General features: G+C 57.5%; 18 protein-coding genes, 1 tRNA gene and 6 pseudogenes. 18 read left to right on the plus strand and 7 right to left on the minus strand.

Annotation, left to right across the window (positions count from 1 at the left end):
* The 4 genes and pseudogenes from JCM25146_RS08460 to JCM25146_RS18305 form a co-directional block, all read left to right on the plus strand.
* A pseudogene (locus JCM25146_RS08460) lies at window positions 1-668 on the plus strand (cobyrinate a,c-diamide synthase); the annotation flags it as partial.
* A 124-nt stretch (window positions 669-792) separates the two neighbouring features.
* Entirely contained in the window at window positions 793-1,374 is a 582-nt protein-coding gene (locus JCM25146_RS08465) for a histidine phosphatase family protein (RefSeq protein ID WP_025827272.1), read from the plus strand.
* A 45-nt stretch (window positions 1,375-1,419) separates the two neighbouring features.
* Window positions 1,420-2,049: a cob(I)yrinic acid a,c-diamide adenosyltransferase gene (cobO, locus tag JCM25146_RS08470; protein ID WP_025827274.1), complete on the plus strand. Its 630-nt coding sequence runs from the start codon at window positions 1,420-1,422 to the stop codon at window positions 2,047-2,049.
* 14 nt (window positions 2,050-2,063) lie between these two features.
* A pseudogene (locus tag JCM25146_RS18305) lies at window positions 2,064-3,574 on the plus strand (cobyric acid synthase).
* Between the two features lie 34 nt (window positions 3,575-3,608).
* Here JCM25146_RS18305 and bluB read toward each other — a convergent pair.
* Together bluB and cbiB are read right to left on the minus strand one after the other, a co-directional pair.
* Window positions 3,609-4,247: a 5,6-dimethylbenzimidazole synthase gene (bluB, locus tag JCM25146_RS08480; protein ID WP_025827276.1), complete on the minus strand. Its 639-nt coding sequence runs from the start codon at window positions 4,245-4,247 to the stop codon at window positions 3,609-3,611.
* Complete coding sequence (cbiB, locus tag JCM25146_RS08485; RefSeq protein WP_025827277.1) at window positions 4,244-5,233, minus strand: adenosylcobinamide-phosphate synthase CbiB; 990 nt, start codon at window positions 5,231-5,233, stop codon at window positions 4,244-4,246. Before cbiB ends, bluB begins: the two co-directional genes overlap by 4 nt.
* An 11-nt stretch (window positions 5,234-5,244) precedes the next feature.
* On the opposite strand from cbiB, the gene cobD reads away from it, so the two are divergent.
* Window positions 5,245-6,357 (plus strand): threonine-phosphate decarboxylase CobD, encoded by a 1,113-nt coding sequence (gene cobD / locus JCM25146_RS08490; RefSeq protein WP_025827278.1) that lies wholly within the window; start codon window positions 5,245-5,247, stop codon window positions 6,355-6,357.
* A 151-nt stretch (window positions 6,358-6,508) separates the two neighbouring features.
* Window positions 6,509-6,772 (plus strand): hypothetical protein, encoded by a 264-nt coding sequence (locus tag JCM25146_RS08495; protein ID WP_025827279.1) that lies wholly within the window; start codon window positions 6,509-6,511, stop codon window positions 6,770-6,772.
* Between the two features lie 76 nt (window positions 6,773-6,848).
* Here JCM25146_RS08495 and cobS read toward each other — a convergent pair whose 3' ends face one another.
* Window positions 6,849-7,541, minus strand: a complete 693-nt coding sequence (gene cobS, locus JCM25146_RS18310; protein WP_051544139.1) for an adenosylcobinamide-GDP ribazoletransferase — start codon at window positions 7,539-7,541, stop codon at window positions 6,849-6,851.
* A 138-nt stretch (window positions 7,542-7,679) separates the two neighbouring features.
* A pseudogene (gene cobT, locus JCM25146_RS18315) lies at window positions 7,680-8,724 on the minus strand (nicotinate-nucleotide--dimethylbenzimidazole phosphoribosyltransferase).
* Between the two features lie 60 nt (window positions 8,725-8,784).
* Between cobT and cobU the strand changes: the two are divergent.
* Together cobU and JCM25146_RS08515 are read left to right on the plus strand one after the other, a co-directional pair.
* Window positions 8,785-9,351: a bifunctional adenosylcobinamide kinase/adenosylcobinamide-phosphate guanylyltransferase gene (gene cobU, locus JCM25146_RS08510; protein ID WP_025827281.1), complete on the plus strand. Its 567-nt coding sequence runs from the start codon at window positions 8,785-8,787 to the stop codon at window positions 9,349-9,351.
* A gap of 237 nt (window positions 9,352-9,588) precedes the next feature.
* Complete coding sequence (locus tag JCM25146_RS08515) at window positions 9,589-11,043, plus strand: NAD-dependent succinate-semialdehyde dehydrogenase (RefSeq protein ID WP_025827283.1); 1,455 nt, start codon at window positions 9,589-9,591, stop codon at window positions 11,041-11,043.
* An 83-nt stretch (window positions 11,044-11,126) separates the two neighbouring features.
* Here JCM25146_RS08515 and JCM25146_RS24520 read toward each other — a convergent pair.
* Together JCM25146_RS24520 and JCM25146_RS08525 are read right to left on the minus strand one after the other, a co-directional pair.
* Window positions 11,127-13,287: pseudogene (locus JCM25146_RS24520) on the minus strand (TonB-dependent receptor).
* Window positions 13,288-13,383: 96 nt separating this feature from the next.
* Window positions 13,384-13,857 (minus strand): DUF2946 domain-containing protein, encoded by a 474-nt coding sequence (locus JCM25146_RS08525; RefSeq protein WP_025827286.1) that lies wholly within the window; start codon window positions 13,855-13,857, stop codon window positions 13,384-13,386.
* A gap of 133 nt (window positions 13,858-13,990) precedes the next feature.
* Here JCM25146_RS08525 and JCM25146_RS08530 point away from each other — a divergent pair, with 133 nt between their 5' ends.
* The 10 genes and pseudogenes from JCM25146_RS08530 (at window position 13,991) to JCM25146_RS08570 (ending at window position 23,006) form a co-directional block, all read left to right on the plus strand.
* On the plus strand, window positions 13,991-14,884 hold the full coding sequence (locus JCM25146_RS08530) for an energy transducer TonB (protein ID WP_159101972.1): 894 nt from the start codon (window positions 13,991-13,993) through the stop codon (window positions 14,882-14,884).
* A gap of 51 nt (window positions 14,885-14,935) precedes the next feature.
* Window positions 14,936-15,011 (plus strand) — tRNA-Glu (locus JCM25146_RS08535).
* A 405-nt stretch (window positions 15,012-15,416) separates the two neighbouring features.
* Window positions 15,417-16,226, plus strand: a complete 810-nt coding sequence (locus JCM25146_RS18325) for an asparaginase (protein WP_242401018.1) — start codon at window positions 15,417-15,419, stop codon at window positions 16,224-16,226.
* Window positions 16,196-16,516, plus strand: a complete 321-nt coding sequence (locus tag JCM25146_RS23730) for a hypothetical protein (protein WP_242401019.1) — start codon at window positions 16,196-16,198, stop codon at window positions 16,514-16,516. The genes JCM25146_RS18325 and JCM25146_RS23730 overlap by 31 nt, the downstream gene beginning before the upstream one ends.
* A gap of 146 nt (window positions 16,517-16,662) precedes the next feature.
* Window positions 16,663-18,132 (plus strand): mannose-1-phosphate guanylyltransferase/mannose-6-phosphate isomerase, encoded by a 1,470-nt coding sequence (locus tag JCM25146_RS08545; RefSeq protein ID WP_051544146.1) that lies wholly within the window; start codon window positions 16,663-16,665, stop codon window positions 18,130-18,132.
* Between the two features lie 29 nt (window positions 18,133-18,161).
* A pseudogene (locus JCM25146_RS18330) lies at window positions 18,162-19,585 on the plus strand (FAD-binding oxidoreductase).
* 139 nt (window positions 19,586-19,724) lie between these two features.
* A complete protein-coding gene (locus JCM25146_RS08555; RefSeq protein WP_025827293.1) occupies window positions 19,725-20,540 on the plus strand; it encodes a MetQ/NlpA family ABC transporter substrate-binding protein in 816 nt (271 codons plus the stop codon).
* Window positions 20,537-21,517 (plus strand): methionine ABC transporter ATP-binding protein, encoded by a 981-nt coding sequence (locus tag JCM25146_RS08560; protein WP_025827295.1) that lies wholly within the window; start codon window positions 20,537-20,539, stop codon window positions 21,515-21,517. The genes JCM25146_RS08555 and JCM25146_RS08560 overlap by 4 nt, the downstream gene beginning before the upstream one ends.
* Window positions 21,498-22,168: pseudogene (locus JCM25146_RS18335) on the plus strand (methionine ABC transporter permease). Before JCM25146_RS08560 ends, JCM25146_RS18335 begins: the two are co-directional and overlap by 20 nt.
* A 469-nt stretch (window positions 22,169-22,637) precedes the next feature.
* Complete coding sequence (locus JCM25146_RS08570) at window positions 22,638-23,006, plus strand: helix-turn-helix domain-containing protein (RefSeq protein WP_025827298.1); 369 nt, start codon at window positions 22,638-22,640, stop codon at window positions 23,004-23,006.
* Window positions 23,007-23,137: 131 nt separating this feature from the next.
* Here JCM25146_RS08570 and JCM25146_RS18340 read toward each other — a convergent pair whose 3' ends face one another.
* Window positions 23,138-24,922, minus strand: a complete 1,785-nt coding sequence (locus tag JCM25146_RS18340; RefSeq protein ID WP_408734915.1) for a TonB-dependent siderophore receptor — start codon at window positions 24,920-24,922, stop codon at window positions 23,138-23,140.
* Window positions 24,923-24,999: the final 77 nt, after the last annotated feature.

Consider the following 24,999-nt stretch of genomic DNA (forward strand, 5'->3'; position numbering starts at 1 on the left):
CGCTTGCCCAGCCGGGTGCTGGGGGGCCGCTGGCCGGGTTGCCCCCGCCGCCGGGCCAGCGCATTGCGGTTGCGGACGATGCGGCTTTTTCGTTCCTTTATGGTCATCTGGCGTTGTTCTGGCGGCAGGCCGGGGCCGAGCTGGTGCCGTTCTCCCCCCTAGCGGACGAAGCGCCTGACCCGTCCTGCACGGCCTGCTGGCTGCCCGGTGGTTACCCCGAGTTGCATGCCGGGCAGCTTGCGGAGGCAGCTACATTCCGCTCCGGGCTGGCCCGGTTTGCCCAGACCCGCGCGGTCCATGGTGAATGCGGGGGGTTTATGGTGCTCGGGCAGGGGCTGGAGGATGCTCAGGGCGTACGGCATACCATGGCTGGACTTCTGGACCATTCCACGTCCTTTGCACGGCGGAAGCTGAACCTTGGCTACCGTGAGGCCACGTTGCTTGATGATGGCGTGTTAGGGCCGCGTGGGACGCGCCTGCGCGGGCATGAGTTCCATTATGCAACCGTGCTGGACGCGGGGCGGGATGCACCATTGGCCAGCCTGAACTCGGGTCTGGGGGAGGCTCTGGGGGCCTGTGGGGGGCAGCGTGGTTTTGTGTCCGGTTCTTTTTTCCATGTGTTGGCCACAGTACCTGAGCGGGTGGATGCAGCCATCCCTACTCCGTGACCCAAAAGGGGGTGGTGGTGTGTCGGGCTTGCAGGCAATGTGAGTGGCAGACACAGACAATGGGTTTGTCTGACCTGTCTTGCGCGCTTGAACAACGGACACAGAGTTAAAGAGGAGACAGGCCATGCAGTCTTTTCCGGTGTTGCTGGTAAGGCATGCTCCCGTGCTGCTGCCTGATGGTGTCTGCTATGGCAGGCAGGATGTAGCGTTGCGCCCGGGGTGGGAAAAAATTGTATCCGGGCTTTCGGTTCTGGCCAAAGGGGCTGTCTGCCATGTGCTATATAGCTCCCCCGCCCGGCGTTGCCGGGAAATGGCGCAACGGCTCGCACAGGCAACAGGGATGGAACTGCGCGTGGACCCGCGCCTGTCCGAGCTGGATTTTGGCCAGTGGGAAGGACTGCGCTGGCAGGATATTGAGCGTAGGCAACTGGATGAATGGGCCAAAGACCCATCAGCCTTTGCCCCCCCTCAGGGAGAGAGCGGGCGCGCACTATGCCACCGTATAACCGACTTCTGGCAGGAGGTGCAGCATAAGGGGGAATCTGTCTGTGTGCTCTCGCACGGGGGGCCGCTGCGTATTCTCAGCGCGCTGGCAGTGGGTGAACAGCCTGAACTGCTTGCTCCTTCCATTCCGCAGGGGTTTGCACGGTTGTTTATGGTCGAGCAGGCGGTAAGTCCGGCTCTGCCCTGTGCTCAGGCAGGTTAAGCAGAACGTACAGACCAAATAGACTGGTAGGGAACACGGGGCAGTATGAGCGATCAGCAGCACAACACGGCAGAGCACGACGCAGAACGGCATAGGGAGAAAATGCGCAAGCGCAAAGCCGTGCAGGACCGCGAGGTTGCCAGCAAAAAAACAACCCGGAAAGGGCTGTTGCTGGTCAATACCGGGCCGGGCAAGGGCAAGTCCACGGCGGCTTTTGGTCTGGCACTGCGCATGCTGGGGTATGAGCGGCGTGTTGTGGTGGTGCAGTTTATCAAGGGGGCATGGCATACCGGCGAGCGTCGCGCACTGGAACGCTTTGGTGAGCTGGTCGAATGGCACTCAATGGGCGAGGGATTTACGTGGGAAACACAGGACCGCGCGCGGGACGTGGCGGCCTGCGAGCGCGCATGGGCTGTGGCCGTGCAGGCGCTGGCAAGGGAGGATGTGGCTCTTGTTGTGCTCGATGAGCTGAATGTGGCCCTGCGGTATGAATATCTGGATATAGAGCGGGTTCTGGCAGACATAGCCGCCCGTCCTGTGGGGCAGCATGTGGTGGTCACGGGCCGCAACGCTCGCCAGCCTATGCTGGACGCGGCTGATCTGGTGACGGAAATGACGCTGGTCAAACATCACTTCAAGGCCGGGGTCAAGGCACAGGAGGGGGTAGAGTTTTGAGTGCCCGTGTTCTTATGTTGCAAGGCACAGGCTCAAGTGTTGGAAAATCCACTCTGGTTGCGGGGCTGGCCCGTGCGTTAACACGGCGCGGCCTGCGGGTGCTGCCTTTCAAACCCCAGAACATGTCCAACAATGCCGCTGTGACACTGGATGGTGGAGAGATCGGGCGGGCACAGGCTCTTCAGGCGCGGGCCTGTGGTGTGGCGCCCATGGCGGACATGAACCCCGTGCTGCTCAAACCGCAGGGCGAGACTGGGGCGCAGCTCGTCGTGCGCGGCCAGCGTTGATACGGTGGAGGCCAGAACCTACCAGACGCGCAAAGAGCGCCTTATGCCGCAGGTGCTGGAGAGTTTTAAAAACCTTGTCTCCAGAGCCGATATTGTTCTGGTCGAAGGTGCTGGCTCCGCTTCGGAAGTAAACCTGCGGCGGCATGATATTGCCAATATGGGTTTTGCCCATGCCACACAGGCTCCCGTTGTCCTTGTAGGCGATATTGACCGGGGTGGTGTGATTGCAAGCCTTGTTGGGACACAGGTTGTTTTATCGGCGGAAGATGCAGAAAAAATAAAAGGGTTTGTGGTCAACCGTATGCGTGGTGACCCCACCCTGTTTGCCGATGGCATGCAGTTTGTTGCCCAAAAAACAGGGTGGCAGGCTCTGGGACTGGTGCCCCATCTGCGATGTGCATGACCTGCCAGCAGAGGATGCCGCTGACCTTCTGAGCACTCTGCGGGTTCGGCATAAGAGGGGGCATGGCGGTACGCCGCGCTTGCGTATTGTTGTGCCCATTTTACCCATGATTGCCAATTTTGATGATCTGGACCCGCTTTGTGTGGAGCCGGGGGTGGAGGTTGTGCCTGCTCTGGAAGGGGAAACTTTGCCAGAAGGTGACGTGATTCTGCTCCCCGGCTCCAAGGCAACTCTGGCTGATCTGGCCTGTTTGCGCAGGCGTGGCTGGGCAGGGCAGATTGTGGAGCATGCGCAAAGTGGCCGGGCTGTTATGGGTATTTGCGGTGGCTACCAGATGCTGGGCCACAGCGTTGCTGACCCATCTGGCACGGAGGGAACTGCCAGCACCGCGCAGGGCTTGGGACTATTGCCTGTTCATACTGTGCTGGGGGGACAAAAAAAACTTGAATACGGAACAGGTTTTCTGGCCCAGGAGGGGCAGCCTGTCGCCGGGTACGAAATGCATATGGGCCAGACAGACCGGGCTTTGGACGCTACACCATTTTTACAGCTTAACGGGCATGCGGAAGGGTGCGTGGCGGGTAACGGACTGATCTGGGGGACATATCTGCACGGTATTTTCACACACCGTGCCGCGCGTCTGGCCTTGCTGGCGCGTGCTGGCGGGGCGGCATTTGCACCGGATGGCGTGTGGGCACGTGCGGGTGAGGGCCTGCCCGACAACCATGACAGCACGGTGGATGCAGCACTGGACCGTCTGGCTGACCACCTAGAGCAGTATATGGACGTGGACAGTCTGCTCGCGCTGGCCCGTCCGCCTGTTTACGTTGATTAAGCTCCGCCGTGCGGCAGCCAGCATGGTGTTGGGGTTAACGGGCTATCCATTTGCGGCGTGCGGGGTTGCGGTGCTCCCAGCCGCGGCGCTCCAGTTCGGGTGAACTGGCAGGCTCTTGCGGGTAGCCGACGCACAGATAGGCTAAAAACTGCCACTCGGGGTTGATGCCCAGCACCCTGTTGGCTTCTCTGGGGTCCAGAATGGAAACCCAGCCCACGCCGATCCCCCGCGCGGTGGCTGCCAGCCAGAAGGTGTGAATGGCCATAACGGCGGACCATGTGGTGGTCTGGGGCATGGTGCCGCGGCCCAGACCACGGCCCTGCTGGGGATGGGTTTCGCAGAACACGGCAATATGGTGGGGGGCTTCATCCAGCCCTGCTAGCTTGAGAGAGGCGTATCGTTGGGCGTCATCTCCACCGCGCCCGGCCAGTTCGCGTGCATTGCTTAAGGCAAAGTTCTCGCGGATTGCATGGCGGCGGGTTGGGCTGTCCACTTTTACAAAGCGCCATGGCTCACTCAGCCCCACGGAGGGTGCCATGCAGGCGGTTTCCAGCAGATGCTGCAAGGTGTGGTCAGGCAACGGGTCTGTCCGAAAATGGCGCACATCCCTTCGCCACGTAAAAAGCTGTTCAAGCTCGGCCAGAAACACGGGGGAGAAGGAGGGTGCGTTCATTGTGCTATCATGCAGCCAAGTGCGGTGCACAGCAAGCCGGCAATCAGCACGCCGCAGGCCCGCCGGTACAGGTGTAACCCACGCTCCAGATCGGCGGTTCTTGCTCCTGACGTGCCACTGCCAATCCATGGGTCTTTGGTCATGTGTCCACCGTAGGAGCGTGGGCCTGCCAGCAGGGTGTTCAGGGCTGCGGCCATGGCGGCCTCGGGCCAGCCAGCATTGGGGGAGCGGTGGCGTGGCGCATCCCGTCTGACGGTCTGCCAGATGTGGGGCCATTTCTGCCGTGGGGCTGCCAGCATAAGGCACAGGGCGGCAAGGCGGGAGGCTGGCAGGTTTATCAGATCATCCAGTCGGGCGGCTGCCATGCCAAAAGCTTTATAACGGGGGCTCATATGCCCGATCATGCTGTCTGCCGTGTTGACGGATTTGTAAAAAACAGCCCCCGGCAGCCCAAAGAGTGCGGTCCACAGGAGCGGGGCAACAATACCATCGGAAAAGTTCTCAGCCAGACTTTCCAGCGCTGCACGCACAATACCCGCTTCATCCAGTGCTGATGTGTCCCGCCCGACAATCATGCTAACGGCTTTTCGGCCACCGGGCAGGCCATTCTGGCGCAGGGCCGTGCCCACAGCGCGCACATGGCCCCACAAGGAGCGCTGCGCAACAAGTGTGCTGGCCAGAGCAGCCTGCACAAGCAGCATGACAGGCGCTGGCAAAAGAGTATAACCCACCCCCAGCAGGGCGGCTGTCAGGGCAACGGGTATGGCAATAATCAGGGCCAGCGCTACAAAGCCCAGCATATGGCGCATCTGTTCTGGAGTGTCGGCCCTGTTCAGTGCGCGCTCCAGCCTGTCTATCAGTGCGCCAACCCACATAACGGGGTGGCCGATCAGGCCCAGCAGGCGGGGTGGATAGCCCCACAGGGCCTCCATGCCAGCGGCAAGGGCAGCAACAGGCAGGGTGATGGAGAGGGGAAAAAGCAGCATGGGAGGTGGGTATGAACACTAAGCAGACACAAAAGGTCATGGACGCTACCATGCCGCAGGGTGTGCCACCTAATGCTTTGTCCGCCGGAAGGGAGCAGGTGCCGCTGTTTAGCCATGGTGGGCAGGTCAAAGCCGTCATGCAGTATTTTGCCGGAGCAGAGCAGCCATTTGTTGACCTGTCGACTGGAATTAGCCCTTTTGCCTATCCGCTGGTTTTGCCTGAGCGCAGGGCTTTGCATCACCTGCCTGAGGAGGGGGAGGAGCAGGCTCTCCAGCAGGCGGCGGCCAGTGCTTATGGTGTTGCCACACCCGATATGGTGGTTAGCGGGGCTGGGAGCCAGAGCCTTATTGCGTTGTTGCCACGTCTGCTGAAGGTACAAAAAGCCTGTGTTCTGGGGCCGACCTATTCCGGTCACCGGCTTGCGTGGGAGCACAATGCGGTGCCGTGCGAGGGGGCTACGCATGTGCATCAACTTAGCCTTGCCGCGCAGCAGGGCGGCGTGGCGTGTGTTGTCTGCAACCCGAATAATCCTGATGGGCGGCTACTGGAGCGGCACACTCTGCTCGCTCTGGCGGATCAATGTGCGCGGGCACAAAGCTGGCTTGTGGTGGACGAGGCCTTTGGGGATTTTGAGAGCCAGAGCATGGCTCCCCTGCTGCCACACCCAGCACTTGTGGTGCTGCGTTCATTTGGCAAGACCTATGGGCTCCCCGGTGTGCGTCTGGGCTTTCTGCTGGCTTCCGCGGTCCTTGCACAGCGCGCGCGGGACCTGCTGGGGGCATGGCCGGTCGGTGCGCTGGCATTGGCTGCAGGGCAGCAGGCACTGGTGGATACGCAGTGGCTGGAGCAGGCAGCGCACAAGGCCCGCATGGCCCATGACCGGCTGGTTAGCATGCTGCATAAGGCGGGGCTTGCGTGCCGGGGCCAGTCAACCCTGTTTACTCTGGTGGATGTGGCGCAGGCTTATGCCTTGTGGGTGCATTTATGCCAGCACGGCATTGTCACCCGTCGGTTTGCAGAGCGGCCACACTGCCTGCGCATTGGTCTGCCAGCAGACGAGGCAGAATGGTCCCGACTGGCGTGCGCACTGGCAGCATGGCAGGCAGGCCATAGTGCGGCATAGGGTGTTGGGGCGAGGGTGAACGTGCGGATTAAGGCGCTTGGGCCAGAATTATTCGTCTTGTCATATTTTCATCAAACTGTTTGTCACGCTTTCCTCTTCCCTTTTTTGCGGCATGCTTCATAGAAGGAAACAGGCAGAAAAGGATAACGCCATGCAAGACCAAGACGAAGTTGTCGTAGGCTACCTCATCCAGCGTGAAGACGCGGAGGGCGAACTGTCGTTCTGGGAGCCGCGTAACGAGTGGCAGGAAGACCCCAATGAAGGCAAACTCTACGAAAAAGTAGAGGAGGCGGAAGCCGACGCCAAAGCCCTGCAGGAAGGTGATGACGCAACCATTACCGTTGAACTGGTCTTTGAAGCAGATGACGAAGACTGGGACGAAGAAGACGAAGAAGAAGAGGCCCCCAAGGCCTGAGCAGGCAGCACCGCGCGCCCCGTCTTTAAGAGGGTGGGCGCGCGGTACACCTCCATGTGGTGCCTGCCGCTTGCAGTCAGGCCAGAGCGGCATAAAAGCTGAGCAGCAGGCATTCCACCAGCACTGCGCAGCCGCCCAGCACATCCCCCGTAAAACCGCCCAGAATACGCTTTGCCCATAGTGCCACCAGCCATGCCGTGGCGCAGCCTATGCCTATGGGGGCTACGGTGTGTGCAAAATAGGGCCACAGGGGTAGCTCCCCGGTATGCCCTGCAAAAGGCAGACCCAGCACGACCGCCAATGCACAAACTACTGCTCCCCCCAAAGAGCTGCGAGGGACGGGGTACAGCATACGGGCCAGTCCGTCCGGGCGGGCGGGTGGAATGGATGCGGGCAGCAGGAGCATGGCCATTCTGGCAAGGCAGGCGGTTATGGCGCAGGCCATAATGGCGGAATGCACAGGCAATGCCGCCAGAGCCGCAGCGCGGACCAGCAGGCTCAGGCTCAGTGCGATAACTCCATAACTGCCCACGTGGCTGTCACGCATGATGGCCAGTTTACGCTCTGGTGTGGTAGCGCCAAAGCTGTCGGCCATGTCTGCTAGGCCGTCCTCGTGTAAAGCGCCAGTCAGTGCGGTCTGGCAGGCAAGGGCAAGACCGGCAGCAGCAAGAGCGGGTACATGTGCCATGCGTAACATGGCCAGTACACAGCCGCTGCCTGCCCCAATTCCTGCGGCAATCAGGGGCCAGCACCAGATGGAGCGCGCCATTGGCCATGGTGCAGCACCTGGTTCTGAAGGCAGGGGGGGCTAACCATGCGGCAGGCAGGCGGGTCAACAGGGCAAGGCCACAGGCAAGGTCCAGCCTGCACCGGCTTGCCAGAGTCTTGGGCAGGGTTGGTGCTGGCATCATGCTTTTTCAGAGACAGCAGCCTGTGCAAAGGTTGCCATGCCGGTGTGGCAGGCAACTGCTGCGCGCAAAAGAGGAATGGTGAGTGCGGCGCCAGAAGCCTCTCCCAGACGCAGGCCAAGACCGCTTAAAATTGGTGTCATCCGCAGGTGTTGTGCCAGACGGGCGGTTTGCCCAGTGGGGGTTGGGCAGTGGGAGAGCACTGTGTGGTCCAGCGCATTGGGGTGCAGGTGTGCCAGAGGGGCCACGGCTGCGGTGCAGACAAAACCATCCAGTATGACAGGAATATGCATCAGCCGTGCTGCAAGGGCGGCACCGAGTGTTGCTGCCAGTTCATACCCACCCAGCCGCCGTGCGACGTCAAGCGGGTCGTCCAGATGGGCCGCATGGTGGGCCAGTGCGGTATCAATGACCATTGCTTTGTGCGCAGTGCCTGCTGCGTCCAGCCCGGTGCCCTGTCCTGCCCAGTCTGTGCCGCTCTGGTGGGTCAGGGCTGCGCATAGCTGATGCGGCCGTGGTGTTGCCAATGCCCATTTCGCCTAGGCACAGCAGGTCGCAGTCTGGGGGTACTGCGTTAAACCCAACCTGCACGGCGGACAGGAACTCCGCTTCTGTCATGGCCGGGGCAAGGGTAAAATCTGCTGTAGGGGCCAGATCATGCACCGCCACCACAGCCAGTCTGGCGTGTGCTACGCGCGCAATCTGGTTGATGGCAGCGCCACCACGCTGGAAGTTCTGCACCATCTGCGCCGTAACTTCCACCGGCCAGGGGGAGACATGGTGCGCCATAACACCATGATTACCCGCAAAAATAAGCACATGAACATGCTCCAGCCGTGGGGTGGCGCTGTGTTGCCATCCGCCTAGCCAGCGTGTCATCTCCTCCAGTTGTCCAAGACTGCCCGGAGGTTTGGTCAGTGTGGCCTCCCTTTGGGCAATGGCGTGCTGCACCTGCGTGTTGGCGGGGGGCAGGTCCATGCACAGCGCGCGCAGTGCGTGCAGGGACAGGGGAGCGCTGGGGCGTGGTGATAAGGAAGAAGGCATGGTGGCAATTGTGTGCTGTTATGGAGGTTCAGGCAAATGGAAACAGGGCTGGACGGGCGTATGAGTGGCATAACCCTTTGTGCGGGGGCAGGTGGTGCGGCAGGTAGCCTGCTTGTGTTGGGTGGGGCAAGGTCGGGCAAAAGCCGCTTTGCCGAGAGCGCAATAACCGCCTTGCCTGGACCATGGATCTATCTGGCCACGGGGAGTGCGTTTGATACGGAAATGCACGAGCGCATTGCCCGGCACAAACAGCAGCGCAGTCAGTCGGGCTGGCAGACGGTGGAGGAACCGCTGGATGTGGCAGCCGTGCTCCGCCAGTATGCTACCACTCCTGTGCTGCTGGACTGCCTGACCTTGTGGCTGACCAACCTTTTGCTGGCCGAGTGTGATGTGGAGGGGCCGGTTCAGGCCCTGCTTGCCAGCCTGAATGTGCGCAAAGCCCCAACCGTTATGGTTGGGAATGAGGTCGGGCTGGGTATTGTGCCACAAAGCCCGCTGGGGCGGCGCTTCAGGGACGAGGCAGGGTTGCTGCACCAACGTCTGGCAGCCTGTATGGGCAAGGTCGTGTTTGTGGCCGCAGGGTTGCCGCTGGTGCTTAAGAACACAGGCATGCCAAGCCAAGCGTGACACTCCCCCAACGGGTGGGTTGTGCTGCGCGTATAACAGGGTTGGGGGGAACCCCTTTTGTTCGGTGGCGTATGCTTTGGCGGTATATTTGTGCTTTGAGTTGCCGACAGTGCTGTTGTGGGCGGTAAAATGTGGCCTGCCTCTTGCGCAGTCAGTCGGAAGATGGTGAGTGGCGGATACTTGTGTGGGCAGACCTGTGTTGCCAGCAGACCCGTTTATTTTGGTTGAGAGATGCATATGTCGGAAACACCTATAAACACCCAGCTTCTGATCGCGGGACAATGGCAGGACGCGGCGGATGGTCGCACGCTCCCCATACTCGACCCCGCGAGTGGTGAGACCATAGGCAAGGTCGCCCATGCCTCCGTTGCTGATCTGGACAAAACCGTGGCCGGAGCGGCGCAAGGGTATGAAGCATGGCGGAACCTGAGCGCATGGGATCGTTACGCAATCATGCGCAAGGCGGCGGAACTGCTGCGTGAGCGGGCAGAATCCATCGGTCGGATCATGAGCCGTGAGCAGGGCAAGCCCCTTGCGCAGGCCGTGATCGAAATTAACGCAGCCGCAGGCGTTATTGAATATTTTGGTGAAGAAGGCCGCCGCCTGAACGACGAACTGGTGCCCGCCCGCGTGCCCAATGTTGAGCAGCGCGTGCTGCACCGCCCCATTGGCGTGGTGGCTGCCTTTACGCCGTGGAACTTCCCCATCAACCAGATTGCCCGCAAGCTTGGGGCAGCGCTTGGGGCCGGGTGTGGCGTTATTGTCAAGGCGCCGGAAGATACACCAGCTTCTCCCGCCGAGTTGATCCGTTGTTTCTGTGATGCGGGTATTCCTGCGGGGGCTGTGTCCCTTGTGTATGGCACACCTGCCGAAATTTCGGAGTATCTGATTGCTCACCCCGTGGTGCGCAAGATTTCCTTTACCGGCTCAACCCCTGTGGGTAAGCACCTGGCCGCGCTGGCCGGTGGGCAGATGAAGCCGGTCACCATGGAACTGGGTGGCCATGGTCCGGTTATCGTGTGCCGTGATGCGGATCTGGATCAGGCAGCCGAGCGCGTGGCCGCAGCCAAGTTCCGCAATGCGGGGCAGGTGTGCATAGCCCCCACACGCTTTTTGCTGCACAAGGATATTGCCGCAGCGTTCATTGAAAAGTTCAAGGCCCAGATGAGCGCGCTCAAAATCGGCTGTGGTCTGGACGAGGGGGTGACCATGGGCCCGCTCATCAACGAACGTCGCGTCAAGGCCCTGACCGAACTGGTGGCCGATGCCCGCGCCAAGGGTGCGCAGGTATGGCAGCCCGATACGGCTCTGCCCAACACAGGCTTTTTCTTCCCGCCCACGCTGGTGCTCAAACCCACGCTGGATATGCGGGTGATGCAGGAAGAGCCGTTTGGCCCGATCGCCATTATGGACGAGTTTTCCGATCTGGCGGATGCGCTTACGGAGGCTAATCGCCTGCCATATGGTCTGGCAGCATATGTTTACACGCGTTGCGAGCGCACCCAGCGCCTGCTGGGCGAAAAGCTGGAAGCGGGTATGGTCGCCATTAACCACCACGGTATTGGGGTGCCAGAAGTGCCGTTTGGTGGGGTCAAGGATTCCGGCTACGGCACGGAGGGTGGTCCTGCGGCGTTGCGGGCGCACACGATCATCAAGCTGGTCTCCAGCCTGCAAAGGCCTGCCGAGTACTAAAATACACCGCTATTTGCGGGGGTGTTTAAAAAAGACCGTGCGCTGTTGTGGCGCACGGTCTTTTTGTATCAATCCCGAAAAATTCAGAACGTGGCAGCAAGGCTGACGTTAAATGACCGCCCCATACCGGGCATGGGCATGCGGCCGGTTTTTATGTCGGATGTTAAAATACCGCCAAGAGGCATGTAATAGGGCTGGTTGAGTACGTTATCGATCCCTGCTGTCAGGGTCATCATCTTCCAGTTGTAGCTACCATTCATGTTGAGCAGGGCGTAGCGGGGGTGTGCGGTTCGTTCCGCAGTGAGTCCACAGTGCTTTTGGCTTTGACAAAGTTCATCTCGACCCGGCCAGTCCATGGTCCTACGGTTTCGTTCAGGCCGAGTGTGCCGTTCAGGGGCATCTGCTGGTACAGGCCTGTGTGGGTTACCTTATCTTGTCCGCGCACCCAGTTGAGCACGCCGGTCAGTTCCCCTTTTCCATAACGGCTTGTGTTCCATACGGTATAATGGCCAGAGGAATTGATGCCATACATCTGGGCATTGTGGTTTGCGAACATGTACTGGTTGCTGTTCGCGCTAAGATTTTTAACAAAATTTACGTTAATATAGTTGTGCACATAGGTGTAATAGGGCTGCACCTTCAGCCCCCATTTCTGTGCGATGGAGGGGTCATGCCAGTCAAATGTGACGCTGGCGGTATTCCCGACTTCGGATTTCAGGTTCGGGTTACCAACGTAGCCGTTGCCATCACCAAACCAGCCGATCATCTTGGAGGCCATGCTCCCCTGACCCCATGCGTAACGTTCGTACAGGTTGGGGGCGCGGGATTTGCGGGCGTAGCCTGCCTCTATGGTCAGGCTGTCCGTGGTTTTCCACCGAGTCAGGGCTGTAACATCAAAATTTACGTCCGTGCGTCCGTGCTTGATGCTGTTAAAGTTCTGCGCCGCTTTTATGTCGGCCGCACTCATCATCCCCGTCCATGAATAGGGGGAGACATCGCCCGTATTCATCATCACCAGATCATTGCGCAGACCCAGCAGGGTGGAAACGCGGGGCGTCCACTGGGCTTCCCATTCCGCAAAATGACCAAGCCTGTCACGGTGGCCGTTATTGATGTTGTTAAAGGTGCCCGGCCCCATCATCGAGCTGCCTTCAAGTGGGGGCCACCAGTCCTTTAGCCCCTCATGGTCAAAGGAGCTCCCAAGCGCAGCGTGTGCTGGTGGCCAAGGGGAAGGGTGGCCTTGATGGAATAGCCTGCTGAGCGCTGGTCATCATTCATGGGCATGCCTTTGGTGGCGGTGTGGCCGCCTTTGTCATCCAGCATGTTCATGGCGTGGGTTATACGTTGCCAGTGACCACGGGCCTCGAGCGTACCCCAGTCAAAGTCGCCCACGTATTTGCCGTTCACATAGGTGGAGCGGTTGTTGGTCATGTCCATATACTGGTTGGCAAATCCTTCACGCGGGGCGTCCTGCTGGCCAAAGGTCAGCGTGAGGAGGTGGTTCTTTTTATGTACGCCCAGCGTAACGTCATGGGTGTAGCGCAGGTATTCGGTTGAGCCGACCTGACCTATGCCGCCCCCGCCGCTGTAGTTGCCCGACTGGTCGTAGGAGGCATTGTAGCGCAGGCTGAACGTGTCGTTAGCCACGGTCATGCTGCCTGCGGCGGAATAGCCGCCCGCATTGCTGCGGTATGTGCCGCGTGCGCGCCCGGTAAAAAGGATTTTTCCGTGGCGGGCAAAGCGCGGGTCAGCGCGCTCCACATCTATGGTGCCGCCAAGGCTGTCCCCCCCGTTGCTGACGGATGTCAGACCCGCAACGGAGGTTGCGCTCTCCACGCTGTCCGGGTCGATGTAGGAGAGGGCCGGGTTCATATGGTTGGGGCAGGCGGGGTTGATGCGCACACCATCCACAACGGTTGCTACCCGGTCATCCGCCATGCCGTTGAGCACGGGCAGGTTGGCCAGCCGCCCCCCGCCATAACTGCTGAACCCCGGCTGGTTCCGAAAGAGCGAGGCAGCATCGGGGCTGGAAAGGCGGGACATGCGGGCCGAGGCTTTATCAACCGTGGAGGCGCTTAAAAGACTGTCCGCAAGGGAGGCATCTTCCTGCGCGGTGGAGATGTCCACGCGTGGAAGGGTGACAACGGTTGCGCCAAAAGCAGAGGATGCGGCGCAGGGGAGTGCGCACACAGCCGCAGCCCACAGCCAGATACGCTGACCGTAGGCAGAAAAGGGATAGGACATAAACAGAAAAACCCTGTTCAAAGCATACTGAGAGGGTCTCGGCTTGCAAGCGCTCGTCTGCGAATGCACACGCGCGTGGAGCCAGAGAGTGAAGTGTCAGAAAGCCTGAAGCAGGGAGGATGGTGGTCCGCGAGATGGTGGAAGGCCCAGTATGCACACTGGGGGTGCGCGTGGGGCAGAGGCCGCACTGCCACGGCGGACCCAGCGCAGAACAGGGGCGGGCAGTAGCAAAAAGACGGCGGGCAATGCAGCAAAAAATGCCAGCAACGGGCAAAGTGGGCAGCTTGCCTCATCATGATGGTGGATGGGGTGCTGCTGACCTTTTTGCGCCATGGCCATGCAGTGCATGTGATGCATGGCTTCCTGCATGTGCGTGCAATGAACCGGCTGGGCGGGCTGCATTGCGCGTGGAGCAATATCCACCCCTGTTAGGCGGATGAGTGTTGCGCGGGGCAGTTCGTCAGGGAGGGAGAGGGACTGGAGCGCCATCAGCCCCACAAGGCCCGCTAGCGTCACCATGACCAGCGGCCATACAAGCAGCGCGCGAATAATGGGGTTGCGACGGGACATGGGGCGGGTCAGTAACTTTTCAAGACTCAGATGTAAACAGGCATTTTGCCAAACTTGTGCCATGTTTGCGCTTTTATGGACCGGCCTGTCAAATCAAACACGGCTATGCCATAGTTCAGCGCGGAGGCGTACCGTGAGCATATGGCATACAGACAGACAGGACCCCACAGGTCAGGTGGCTGCGACCACAGCCCTGTGTGTGCCTGAGCGGCATCTAGCCGGGGTTGCCAGGCAGCACCGACTTGCTTCTGGGGCCTTGCGCCATAACAGACTTGTCTGGCTGGCGGCTTTTGCACTGGCCATAACGGCCCATCTGGCCATGACCGTGTGGTTGATGATGCGGGTCGCCCCCCAAACCGGCACACAGCAGCCTGCGGCAGTGTCCATGCTGTTTGAAGCGCCCAGAACAGAACCACCCCAAGCCGGGCAGGCACATCCGGAGCCGCAGGTCCCCCCCAGACCTTCGGCTGTCATGCGGGATATGCCGGACATGGATGTGCAGTCTCTCGCACAGGATGCCGCTACGATTCTTCCACCGTCTGTGCAGCCGGAATCCGAACACCTGCCGCCAGTCTCGGCCGTGCCTAAAAAGCTGGCACTCCCAACCATGCGCCATGACAGGGAGCCTCATATGAGTGCTGGATCTGCAACGGATGCAGCGCATACAGGGGCAACAACAGCAACAGGTCCGGCACAGGGCAGAACAGACAAGGCGGCCACCGGTGGGCAGTCTGCTGCCCCCGCCAGCACTGCTGCTGCCGGGCAGAAAGGGGGTTTTCAGCTCTCCTGCTCAGCACCGGAAGCGCATTACCCTGTCTCAGCCCGCCACCTGCATGAGGAGGGGGAGGCTCTGGCAGAGGTCAGCATTAACACCAAAGGGCAGGTTATTGCTGCCAGACTGGTGAAAAGCACCGGCTATGATGATCTGGACGATCAGGCCCTGCAAACCGTAAAAAACCTGCACTGCACGCCACCCGGCACGGCTGTTGTTACCGGGCGTATTCCTGTTGGTTTTCATATCCAGTAATTGTGCTTGTGCCCGGCAGGGTTTTGCGGTAGGAGACTATCCATTGCCTCTGTCCCGTTCGTCTAGAGGCCTAGGACACTGCCCTTTCACGGCGGCAACACGGGTTCGAATCCCGTACGGGATACCATACGTTTAGCAAGGCAATGATTTTTCAATAAAAATCAGATGTGTTTTTCCTTGTTGTGCAACATGCTCGTGTTGCATTGAGGGACCACTTTTACCTGCTCCCAATATACGTACGCGGTTCAGCACCTCCGTGGCTGGCGGTCTTGGGCTGTGGGTGTCTGCCGACCTCTGGTGGCGTGCCTGACGAGTGCATGGTCGTCCAGTTCAGGCTATTCGGCGCGATGCTGGAACAGCTTTGCGAACGGGGCAGGTTGTCGGTGCTGTGTGGTGCGCTACGCGTTGCGTAAGATGGTTGAACAAGCGTATCCTGATTCCATAAAATCTCAGGTTTGGTGATGGTCGTGCCGGTAAGGGAAGTTTTTCCTTGTCAGGAGAGCGACTTTTTAAATTCTGGAAGAGTATTTTTATGGTTTCTGTCCGTGGTCTGACCATTCTTGCTGCAATTTTGGGAGTAGCTTCCGTTATGCCTGTTTCTCTCTACGCAGAAAGTGCTGGCGCGCCCTCTGCAACACATAAACAGGTCTCTTTGCCGCGTGTGCTTGTGTTGGCTACGGGGGGTACTATCTCAGGCAAAGCGGATAACCGTTCTGCTATTGGCTATGACGCTGGTGCTGTAACTGGGCAGCAGTTGATTGCAGGCGTGCCCGGGGTTGAAAAACTAGCGCAGTTGCAGGTGGAGCAGATTTCCAACATTGCTTCGCAGAACATGAACAGTCAGATCTGGTTCAGGCTGGCGGAACGAATTCGGCAGGCTTTTGCCAAGAACGAAGCGGATGCCATTGTGATCACCCACGGGACGGACACAATGGAAGAAACCGCTTTTTTTCTGGATAATGTGGTTGGTGATGCGCGTCCGGTTATTTTAACGGGGGCAATGCGGCCGAGCACGGCCATAAGTGCAGATGGTCCGGCCAATATGTATGAAGCCGTAAAGGTGGCAGTTGACCCACAGGCCCGTGGGAGAGGTGTACTCGTCGTACTGAATGATGAGGTGCAGTCCGCGCGGGCTGTGAGCAAAATGCATACCACTGCGCTGCAAACCTTCCATTCACCCAACCTTGGCCCGGCTGGCTATGTTGATCCTTCAAGCGTACGCTTTGTGGCCCCAGCTAAGCTAGGCTGCACCTTGATCTCCCCGCAGATCATAAATTACCGCGCGTGCAAATTGTATACGCCCACGCAGATATGGATGCGCAGCAGATTGATAATGCCGTGAAAGATGGCGCACGCGGTATTGTTATTGCTGGTATGGGGGATGGCAATGTTTCAACAGAAGCATTGGCAGGCATAGAACGCGCGACAAAAGCTGGTGTTGTGGTTGTGCGCTCCACGCGTGTCGGTAATGGTTTTGTAAACCGCGATGTCGAAGTGGATGATGATCATTATGGGCTTGTGGTCTCCATGGACCTGAACCCGCAAAAAGCACGGATACTGCTGCAGCTTCTGCTGGCTAATGGAAAAACATTGGCAGCGGATATTCAAAAAGCGTTTAGCGCAGGCTTTTAATATCCTTGGCGATTTCCCCATAACCCATTGCGTGATTTATGTCTGGCTCCATTGCGGGTCTGCCATGATTGTCACAGGTCTATGCGTGTATTACGGATTGTGGGCGGGCTGCGCTGGTGGAGCCGCCGGGATTGGGGGTAACAAAGTTGGTTGATTGTCAGAAGCGGGCAGACAGCACTGCAACGCAGGACAAGCTGTCCCCTGTGGTGCCGGTCATTCTTTCCGGCGGTGCGGGGAGCCGGTTGTGGCCGGTCTCACGCAAGAGTTTCCCCAAGCAGTTCTGGGCTCTGCTCGGTAGTTCCACTCTTTTGCAAGATACCGTGCTGCGCGGTCAGGGCAGAGGCATGACTGCTCCGGTTGTCGTGTGCAACGGAGAACACCGTTTTATAATCGCCGAGCAGCTGCGGGATGTGTCTGTGCAGAATGCCCGGATCATTCTTGAGCCGGTAGGGCGTAACTCGGCTCCTGCTATTGCTGCGGCCGCGTTTGTGGTGGCGGAACAGGACCCAGATGCGGTGCTGTGGGTCATGGCGGCGGATGCGGCTATTGAGGACGTCTCCAAACTGCATGCAGCTCTGGACCATGCCGTTGTCGCAGCCAGAGCTGGCTATCTCGTCACTTTTGGTATGACCCCGACCCGACCTGAGACCGGCTATGGTTATATTGAACAAGGGGCTGCCATTGATGATATGCCCGGAGTGTACAAAGTCAGCCGCTTTGTGGAAAAACCGGATAAGCACAGGGCAGAAGCGTTTTTGGGGCAGGGTGGGTATTTGTGGAATTCGGGCATGTTTGTTGTCCGTGCCGCTACGTTTTTGTCCGAGATAAAACGGTATGAACCCGACCTTTACGCCTGTGTCGAGGAGGCTGTGCAAAAACGCAAGACGGATATGGATTTTGAACGACTTGATGTAGAGAGCTTTTCCAGATCTCCTGATATTTCGGTTGACTATGCTGTGGCGGAACGGACGGATATGGCAGCAGTTGTGCCCGGCAGATTTGGCTGGTCCGATGTGGGAAGCTGGGATGCATTGTGGGATCTGGAAAAAAAGGATGCTCAGGGAAATGTCGCGCATGGGAACGTTCTGCTGGAAGATGTGAGCCAGTCCTATGTTCGGACGGATGGCATGCTTGTCGCGGCCCTTGGGGTGGATAACCTTGTTGTCGTAGCGACACAGGATGCCGTTCTGGTGAGTGGCAAGGACAGGGCGCAGGATGTAAAAACTCTTGTTCAAATCCTCAAAAAAAACAAAAGATCAGAGGCGGAAATGCACCGCCTGACATACCGCCCCTGGGGACATTATGAGGCTCTGACTGAGGGCCACCGTTTTCAGGTCAAGAAAATAGTTGTCCGTCCCGGGCAGAAGCTCTCCTTGCAAAAACATTATCACCGTGCGGAGCACTGGGTTGTGGTGGAAGGCACTGCACTTGTGACGCGCGGTGACGAGCAGACGCTTGTGCGTGAGAACGAGAGCATTTATCTGCCTCTTGGGAGTTTGCACAGGCTCGAAAATCCGGGGCGTATTCCTGTAACCCTGATCGAGGTACAGTCTGGGTCGTATCTGGGTGAGGATGATATTGTTCGGTTTGAAGATATTTATAGCCGGGCTGAGTGACGTATTGAAAAAGGATTGGGGAAAAGAAAATGCCGAACGTTTCTTTTGTTCCCCATGCAGCAGATCGTTTGACTGCTGTTTTGGCACAATTGAAGACTTATCTGGGGGAAAAAGTTTCCACCAACCATGCGGTGTGCGAGGCCCATAGCCATGGTGAGGCGCTGGATCTGGCGCGTATGCCCGCAGCCGTTATATTTGCGCAAACAACAGAAGATGTTTCGACCGCTCTTGCAATCTGCCATGCCGCTTATGTGCCTGTGGTGGCGTTTGGAGCCGGTACGTCTGTAGAAGGGCACGTAACTCCGCCGGAGCATGCCATCAGCCTTGACCTGTCCCGTATGACGGAGGTTTTGCAGGTTAATGCCGCCGATATGGATTGTCGCGTACAGGCTGGACTGACCCGGCAGGACCTGAATGCCCGCCTGCGTGATACAGGGTTGTTCTTCCCGGTTGATCCGGGAGGAGAAGCCACTTTAGGCGGTATGTGCGCGACCCGCGCATCCGGTACTGCCGCCGTGCATTATGGTACAATGAAGGAAAATGTGCTGGGCCTGACTGTGGTCATGGCGAATGGGGAGGTGATTAAAACAGGTGGGCGGGTCAGGAAATCTTCTACCGGGTATGACCTGACATCCCTGTTTGTCGGCTCCGAGGGAACCTTGGGCATTATTACGGAAATCCAGTTGCGTCTGCATGGTATTCCCGAACAGCTCTCAGCCGCGATCTGCCAGTTTGAAAATCTTGAAGATGCGGTGCGCACGGCAGTCGAGATTATTCAGGCTGGTGTGCCCATTGCACGCGTGGAACTGATGGATGACGTGCAGATGGCGGCCAGCATCCGCTACTCCGGTCTGGATGAACTGCGCCCGATCACGACCCTGTTTTTTGAATTTGCAGGAGCACCCGCCTCTGTGCGTGAGCAGGTCGCGGTGACGGAAATGCTGGCCGGGGACAATAACGGTCTTGCCTTTGCATGGGCAGACACGCCGGATGAGCGCAACCGGTTGTGGAAGGCGCGGCACAATGCGTTCTGGGCGGTCAAGGCTCTGTGTCCCGGCGCACGGGTTATCAGCACGGACTGCATTGTGCCGATTTCTCGCCTTGCAGAGCTGATTGTGGCGTTAAGGCCGATATTCAGGCTTCCGGGTTGCAGGCCGCCGTTCTGGGACATGTCGGGGATGGTAATTTTCACACGCTTATCATCACCGACGACAGCCCGGAGGGGTACGGACAGGCGCTGGAGCTTGACCGTAGGATTGTGGCCCGTGCACTGGAACTGGAAGGGTCATGCAGTGGGGAGCACGGCGTAGGGCTGGGTAAGCTTGAGTTCTTGGAGCGCGAGCATGGAGAGCCTGCCCTGACGGTGATGAGAACACTGAAAGTAGCATTGGACCCGCGCAATATTCTTAACCCAGGCAAGCTTCTGCCAGAAGGGTTGGCCTATATCGGCTAGTAGATACAGGTCTGTCTTTGGGGAACAGAGTGGTGAGGTCATCACAAATAAACTTGACAATCAGGTGCTATATTTTATTCAAGCAAAACTGATAGTGATTTATTCTGTGCTCTGTTCCCTTTTTGCGGGGTTTTTTGTTATGGCTTTTTCCGTTCTTGCTCGACGGGCAGTTCTGGCTGGTAGTGTCGCTCTGGCATCCGTTCTGGCTGGCCCTGTTGCACTGGCCGCGCCGCAGGTTCTGCGTGTGGGTATCATGGCGGGGGAGGATGAGGACGTGTGGCCCGTAGTCGCTGCTAACGCCGCGCGGGAGGGGCTGGAACTCCGGCTGGTCACTTTCTCGGATTATAATGCACCAAATGAGGCACTGGCAGAACATGAACTGGACGCCAACGCGTTCCAGCACGGCCCGTTCCTTGATGCCCAGAACAAGGCAAAAGGATATGGTATTGTGCCAGTTGGCCATACCTATGTTGCGCCAATAGGGCTTTATTCAACACGCTGGAAATCTGTTGCGGCTTTGCCTGACAAAGCAGTGATTGGTGTGCCCAACGACCCGACAAATGAGGGCAGAGCTCTGCTTTTGCTGCAAAAGCTGGGGCTTATCAAACTTGCTGCTGACGCCGGCAATACGCCAACCGCGCTGGATATTACGGAAAACCCACATAACATCAGCATTCGTGAACTGGATGCTGGTGTAGTAGGGCGCGCACTTACGGATCTTGATGGTGCGGTCATCAACACCGACTGGGCTAAAAAAGTTGGTGTTGATATTGAAAAGACACGTATCGCACAGGAAACGGCAGAAAATAACCCGTATATCTGCATCATAGCAGTTAACGGGGCTGACAAATCCGCACCATGGGTGCCCAAGCTGGTGAGCGCTTACCAGCAGCCCAATGTAAGGCAGGCGCTGGATAAGGCCTTCCATGGCGCTGTGCTGCCATCGTGGCCATGAACCTGTTAGAAGTCGAGCGTCTTAACCGTGCCTTTGGCGGGCAGGCGGCCCTGCATGACATTTCCTTCAATGTCGGCAAAGGTCAAAGGCTGGGTATTATCGGGCGTTCAGGAGCAGGCAAGTCCACCCTCCTGCGCTGCCTGAGTGGTCTGGACCGCCCTCAATCCGGCAGAATTCTGCTGGAAGGGGAGGATATGGCGACCCTGCCTGAGGCAAGACTTGTGGTGCTCCGGCGTAGGATCGGTCTGGTTTTTCAGCACTTCAACCTGCTCACGTCACGTACGGTTGCGGCCAATGTGGCTCTACCGCTAGAAATTGCAGGCATGCCCAAGGTCTTGCGCAGCAAGCGCGTGGCCGAACTGCTGGAACTGGTGGGGCTGGCGGACCACGCGGGCAAATATCCGGCCATGCTTTCTGGCGGGCAAAAGCAGCGGATTGGCATTGCCCGCGCACTGGCGGCACATCCAGCACTGCTGTTGTGTGATGAGGCGACATCCGCACTGGATCCGGAGACAACAGAGTCTATTCTTGCTCTACTGGCAGACATCAATCAGGTTCTGGGCCTGACCATTGTATTTATTACGCATGAAATGGATGTTGTGCGCCGTCTGGCGCAACAGGTTCTGGTGCTGGAAAAAGGGCGTATTGTTGCGCGCGGTACTCCTGCTGATATTCTGGATGCCAACCAGATGGCAGCCATTCTTCCCCCCAATCTCAGCCAGACACCACAGGACGGCAGTCACGCCATAGTGCGCCTGACAGTGGGGATACAGGCGTTATGCGCGCCATTGCTGCACTCCTTGGAGCAGCAGTGCCAGGCCAGATTTGCGCTCCTGCATACGCTGCCCAGCCCGGAAGGAGACGGGCAGGTGGATCTTGTGGTGCAGGCTGATGGCCTTTCTGTTTCAACCATGAACGCTCTTCAGGCGCATGCCTGTGCTGCCGAGGTAATTGGATATGTCCCGGCTCATTCTTGACCTGCTTTGGCGTGCAACCGCTGAAACACTGGAAATGGTTCTGACCTCCGGGCTGCTTGCCGTTGCCGGTGGTCTGCCTCTGGCTGTGTTGTTGGTGTTAACCTCGCCCGCGGGGCTGTATCCGCTGCCTCTGTTATCCCGCATATTGGGTGGCATTGTGGATGCGGTGCGGGCTGTACCTTTTATTATTCTGCTGGTGCTGCTTATTCCTTTCACACGTATGGTGGTTGGGACGGCGCTGGGCACAACGGCTGCCATTGTTCCTCTGTCCATAGCTGCCATCCCCTATTTTGCACGGATAGCTGAGGTGTCTTTGCGGGAGGTCGATGCGGGGTTGGTGGATGCCGTGCGCGCCATGGGGGGCACGCGGTGGATGGTGGTGCGGTACGTGCTGCTGCCAGAAAGTCTGCCGGGGCTGATTTCGGGCTTTACCGTTACGCTGGTTACTCTGGTAGGAGCCTCTGCCATGCGGGGGCCATTGGTGCTGGTGGGCTGGGTGATCTGGCCATCCGTTATGGCTACCAGCGTTTTAACACCACGGTTATGTTGGGCGTGGTGGCCGTGCTGGTTGTGCTGGTCATGCTGTTGCAGGGGGCTGGCAATTTCCTTTCACAGTATTTGCGGCACACACACACTGAACATAGGGTGTAGAAAGCAAAAGCAGGGATTTTATATACCCAAGGTCTTCCTGCTTTTCCGAGTCATGTTTTATCCGCGTCTATATAGTACGCTAGAAGGCCGTGTTTTTTAATAACTGGGCTATTTTTCTGGCTGTCGGTAGAATTTGTCCCAAGATGGGATGAAAGCCCGAAAATATTATTTTCCTATTATAAACAAACCAAAAAAAGAATTTTAAGAGTTTTGTTATTTATTCTGCTGCAGGTGTACACGAACTTGTGATGGACGTAGGCCGATTTTAAAAATTAACAGCCCGTAATTTGTTGCGTGCGGCTCGTGCTGTGTTATCACTGGATACAGGTGTTTTTTGGTACATTGGTTTTCCGCTTTTCTCACGACTATGATTTGAGGCAGAGCGGCCTGCACTCTGTGCATTTTTAAACGTGGTACGGATTTTCTGAAAAAACATTCTGCCACAAAATAATAAAGTGGAGGAATAGGCATGGCTCAACTGGACAAGGTTATCGCGCCGGGTATTGAACTTGGGCAACGTATCAAAATTCTCCGCAAAACTGCGGGGTTGACGCAGCAGCAGGTTGCGGATGCCCTTGGTGTATCCCGCCCTGCCATAGCATTTTGGGAAACCGGACGCGAGGGAAGTGCGCGTAAGCATATCCCCAAACTCGCAGCACTTTTGCATGTGGAACCAGAAGTGTTTTTAACCGGGTATGTGCAGGAAGATATTGACCTGATTGTTTCACCCGATGAGCGGGACATGGTCTCACTTTACCGGATGCTTGATGCATCGCGCAAAGTCTCGGCCCAAAAATGGATGGAGCGACAGGCCAGAACAGCACAGTTGGAAAACTGATCTGGATTTTTATGTTTGATAACACATCTGGTGTTATGTGGTTGGGAAGTTTTATTTCAATTTAGTCAGATATATGTTTTGCAAAAGCATGGCAGGATGAGTGTTAATAAAACTCATCCTGCCAGCAGTTATTAGAATTCCATGGACAGAGTAAAGTGATAGACGCGTGGCAAGCCCGCATAAAGGGTTGATGCCGCACCAGATGTGCCAGCAACTGCCCCCGTAAAAACAGATGCCCAGTAGCGCTCATTTGTCGCATTGCTGACCCCAAAGCGTACAACCCAGGGGAAGCGTGCAACATGGAAGCCGTAACGGGTGCCCAGATCTAAGGTTGTGTACGACCCGGTGTGTAATGTGTTGGTAATATTGGCTGCACGGTTGCCCATGTAATGGACATTGGCGTTGAAAGCCCAACCGGATGCAAAAGAGCCTAAAGATGAGGGGAGCCTGTAATCCAGCAGTATGTTCGCCTGCAATGGCGCGGCACCAACAATCTGCTTGTGGTTATACTGCGCGATCTGGCTGCCAACCAGTTCCGCATCCAGCCAGGTCATCCCCGCAAGAGCGGATAGATTTGGCAGCAACTCGCCCGAAATCTGCGCTTCAACACCATAGTTACGCTGTGTGCCACCGTACGCATATTTTTGTAGATTGCCGTCGGGGAGGTACATGGCATATTGAGACGTCATGCGGAAACCAGAGACATTGACCTGCATTTTTCCGTAACGCAGCTTGTACCCGACCTCATATTCTTCAGCATGTGAAGGTGCGAGATACTGGTTGGCATTGACGTAATTAGTGTTGTTAGAGGTAACAGGTCCTGCTTCAACCGATCGGCCATAGGTAAAATAGAAGGTCTGGTTGTCTGTGGGTTTGTACATCACACTGGTTGTCGGGCTAAAAGCTGCATCAACGGACGTATGAGTACGGCCCTGAATGATTGTACCCGTTTTTGTTGCATTGCTTTTTGTGATGGTACCGTCTTGGCTGATCCAGCTCCAAGACAGGGTTCCCATGATCGACCAGTGTTTGTTGATGCGGATTGTGTCACCCACAATAAAAGACTGGCTTGTTACGCTGCTTGATTTGTATCGCCCGTAATAATAAGGCTGTGACCCGCCGTTGATCTGCGGATTACTATACATATTATACGTTCCGGCTATTGTCTGGCTCGCATCATATGTCAGCGGGTTGTAGTTGCCCATCATGTAGCCATTGGTGCCGATGACAAGGTCATGCTTGAGCGGGCCGGTGTAAACGCGACCGTTAAAATAAGCCATATTACTGCCCACACGGAAATCGTTTGCCGTGGTGGCAGCGTTTGCGCTTGAGGTATAATCCCCGTTGCTGCCACCACTTGCTGTAAGTGTATTCGCAACCCCAAAGGACTGGCGCATGGCATCCTGATAAAGCCCTCCCAGCGTAAAGCTCCAGTCCTTGTTGATCTGGTGTTTGATCTTGGCCAGGAAGGTATTGGTTTCCATATTATAGCCGCTCCATTCTGGAGCCTGACGGATGCCCAGGTCCGGTGCATCGGGCAATTGTCCCCCGATTCCGGTTGGGTTGCCAGCCTTGCCCGCTGGAATGCCAAAGCCTGGAGCCATACCGCGCTCGTCATAGGTATAATGGCTGGCATCGAGTTCGATAACCGTCTTGTCATCAAGATGAATATCAAAATCAGCACTGACCATTTCGCGCCGGATCCAACTGCCGGGCACATAGGCCGTGCCATTGGCGTGCAGCATGTTCAGGCGGTAGCCAAACCAGCCGTTTTTGCCTACCCGGCCAGAAATATCGCCATTGACTGTGGGTGTGCCAATAGAATCCACCCCGACCGAAAGGCGTTCGGTCCGTCGGTCAGTGGGACGTTTGAGGGTATATTCAAACACACCAGCCGGGTTTTCTGGCCCATACATGGCGCCTGCCAACCCGTTGAGCACTTGTAGGTTGTCGACCCATTCCGCAGGGTATGGGGTCGTGGAGACGATATTCA

It is taken from the genome of Acetobacter okinawensis JCM 25146 (assembly GCF_000613865.1).
GTDB classification, from domain to species: domain Bacteria; phylum Pseudomonadota; class Alphaproteobacteria; order Acetobacterales; family Acetobacteraceae; genus Acetobacter; species Acetobacter okinawensis.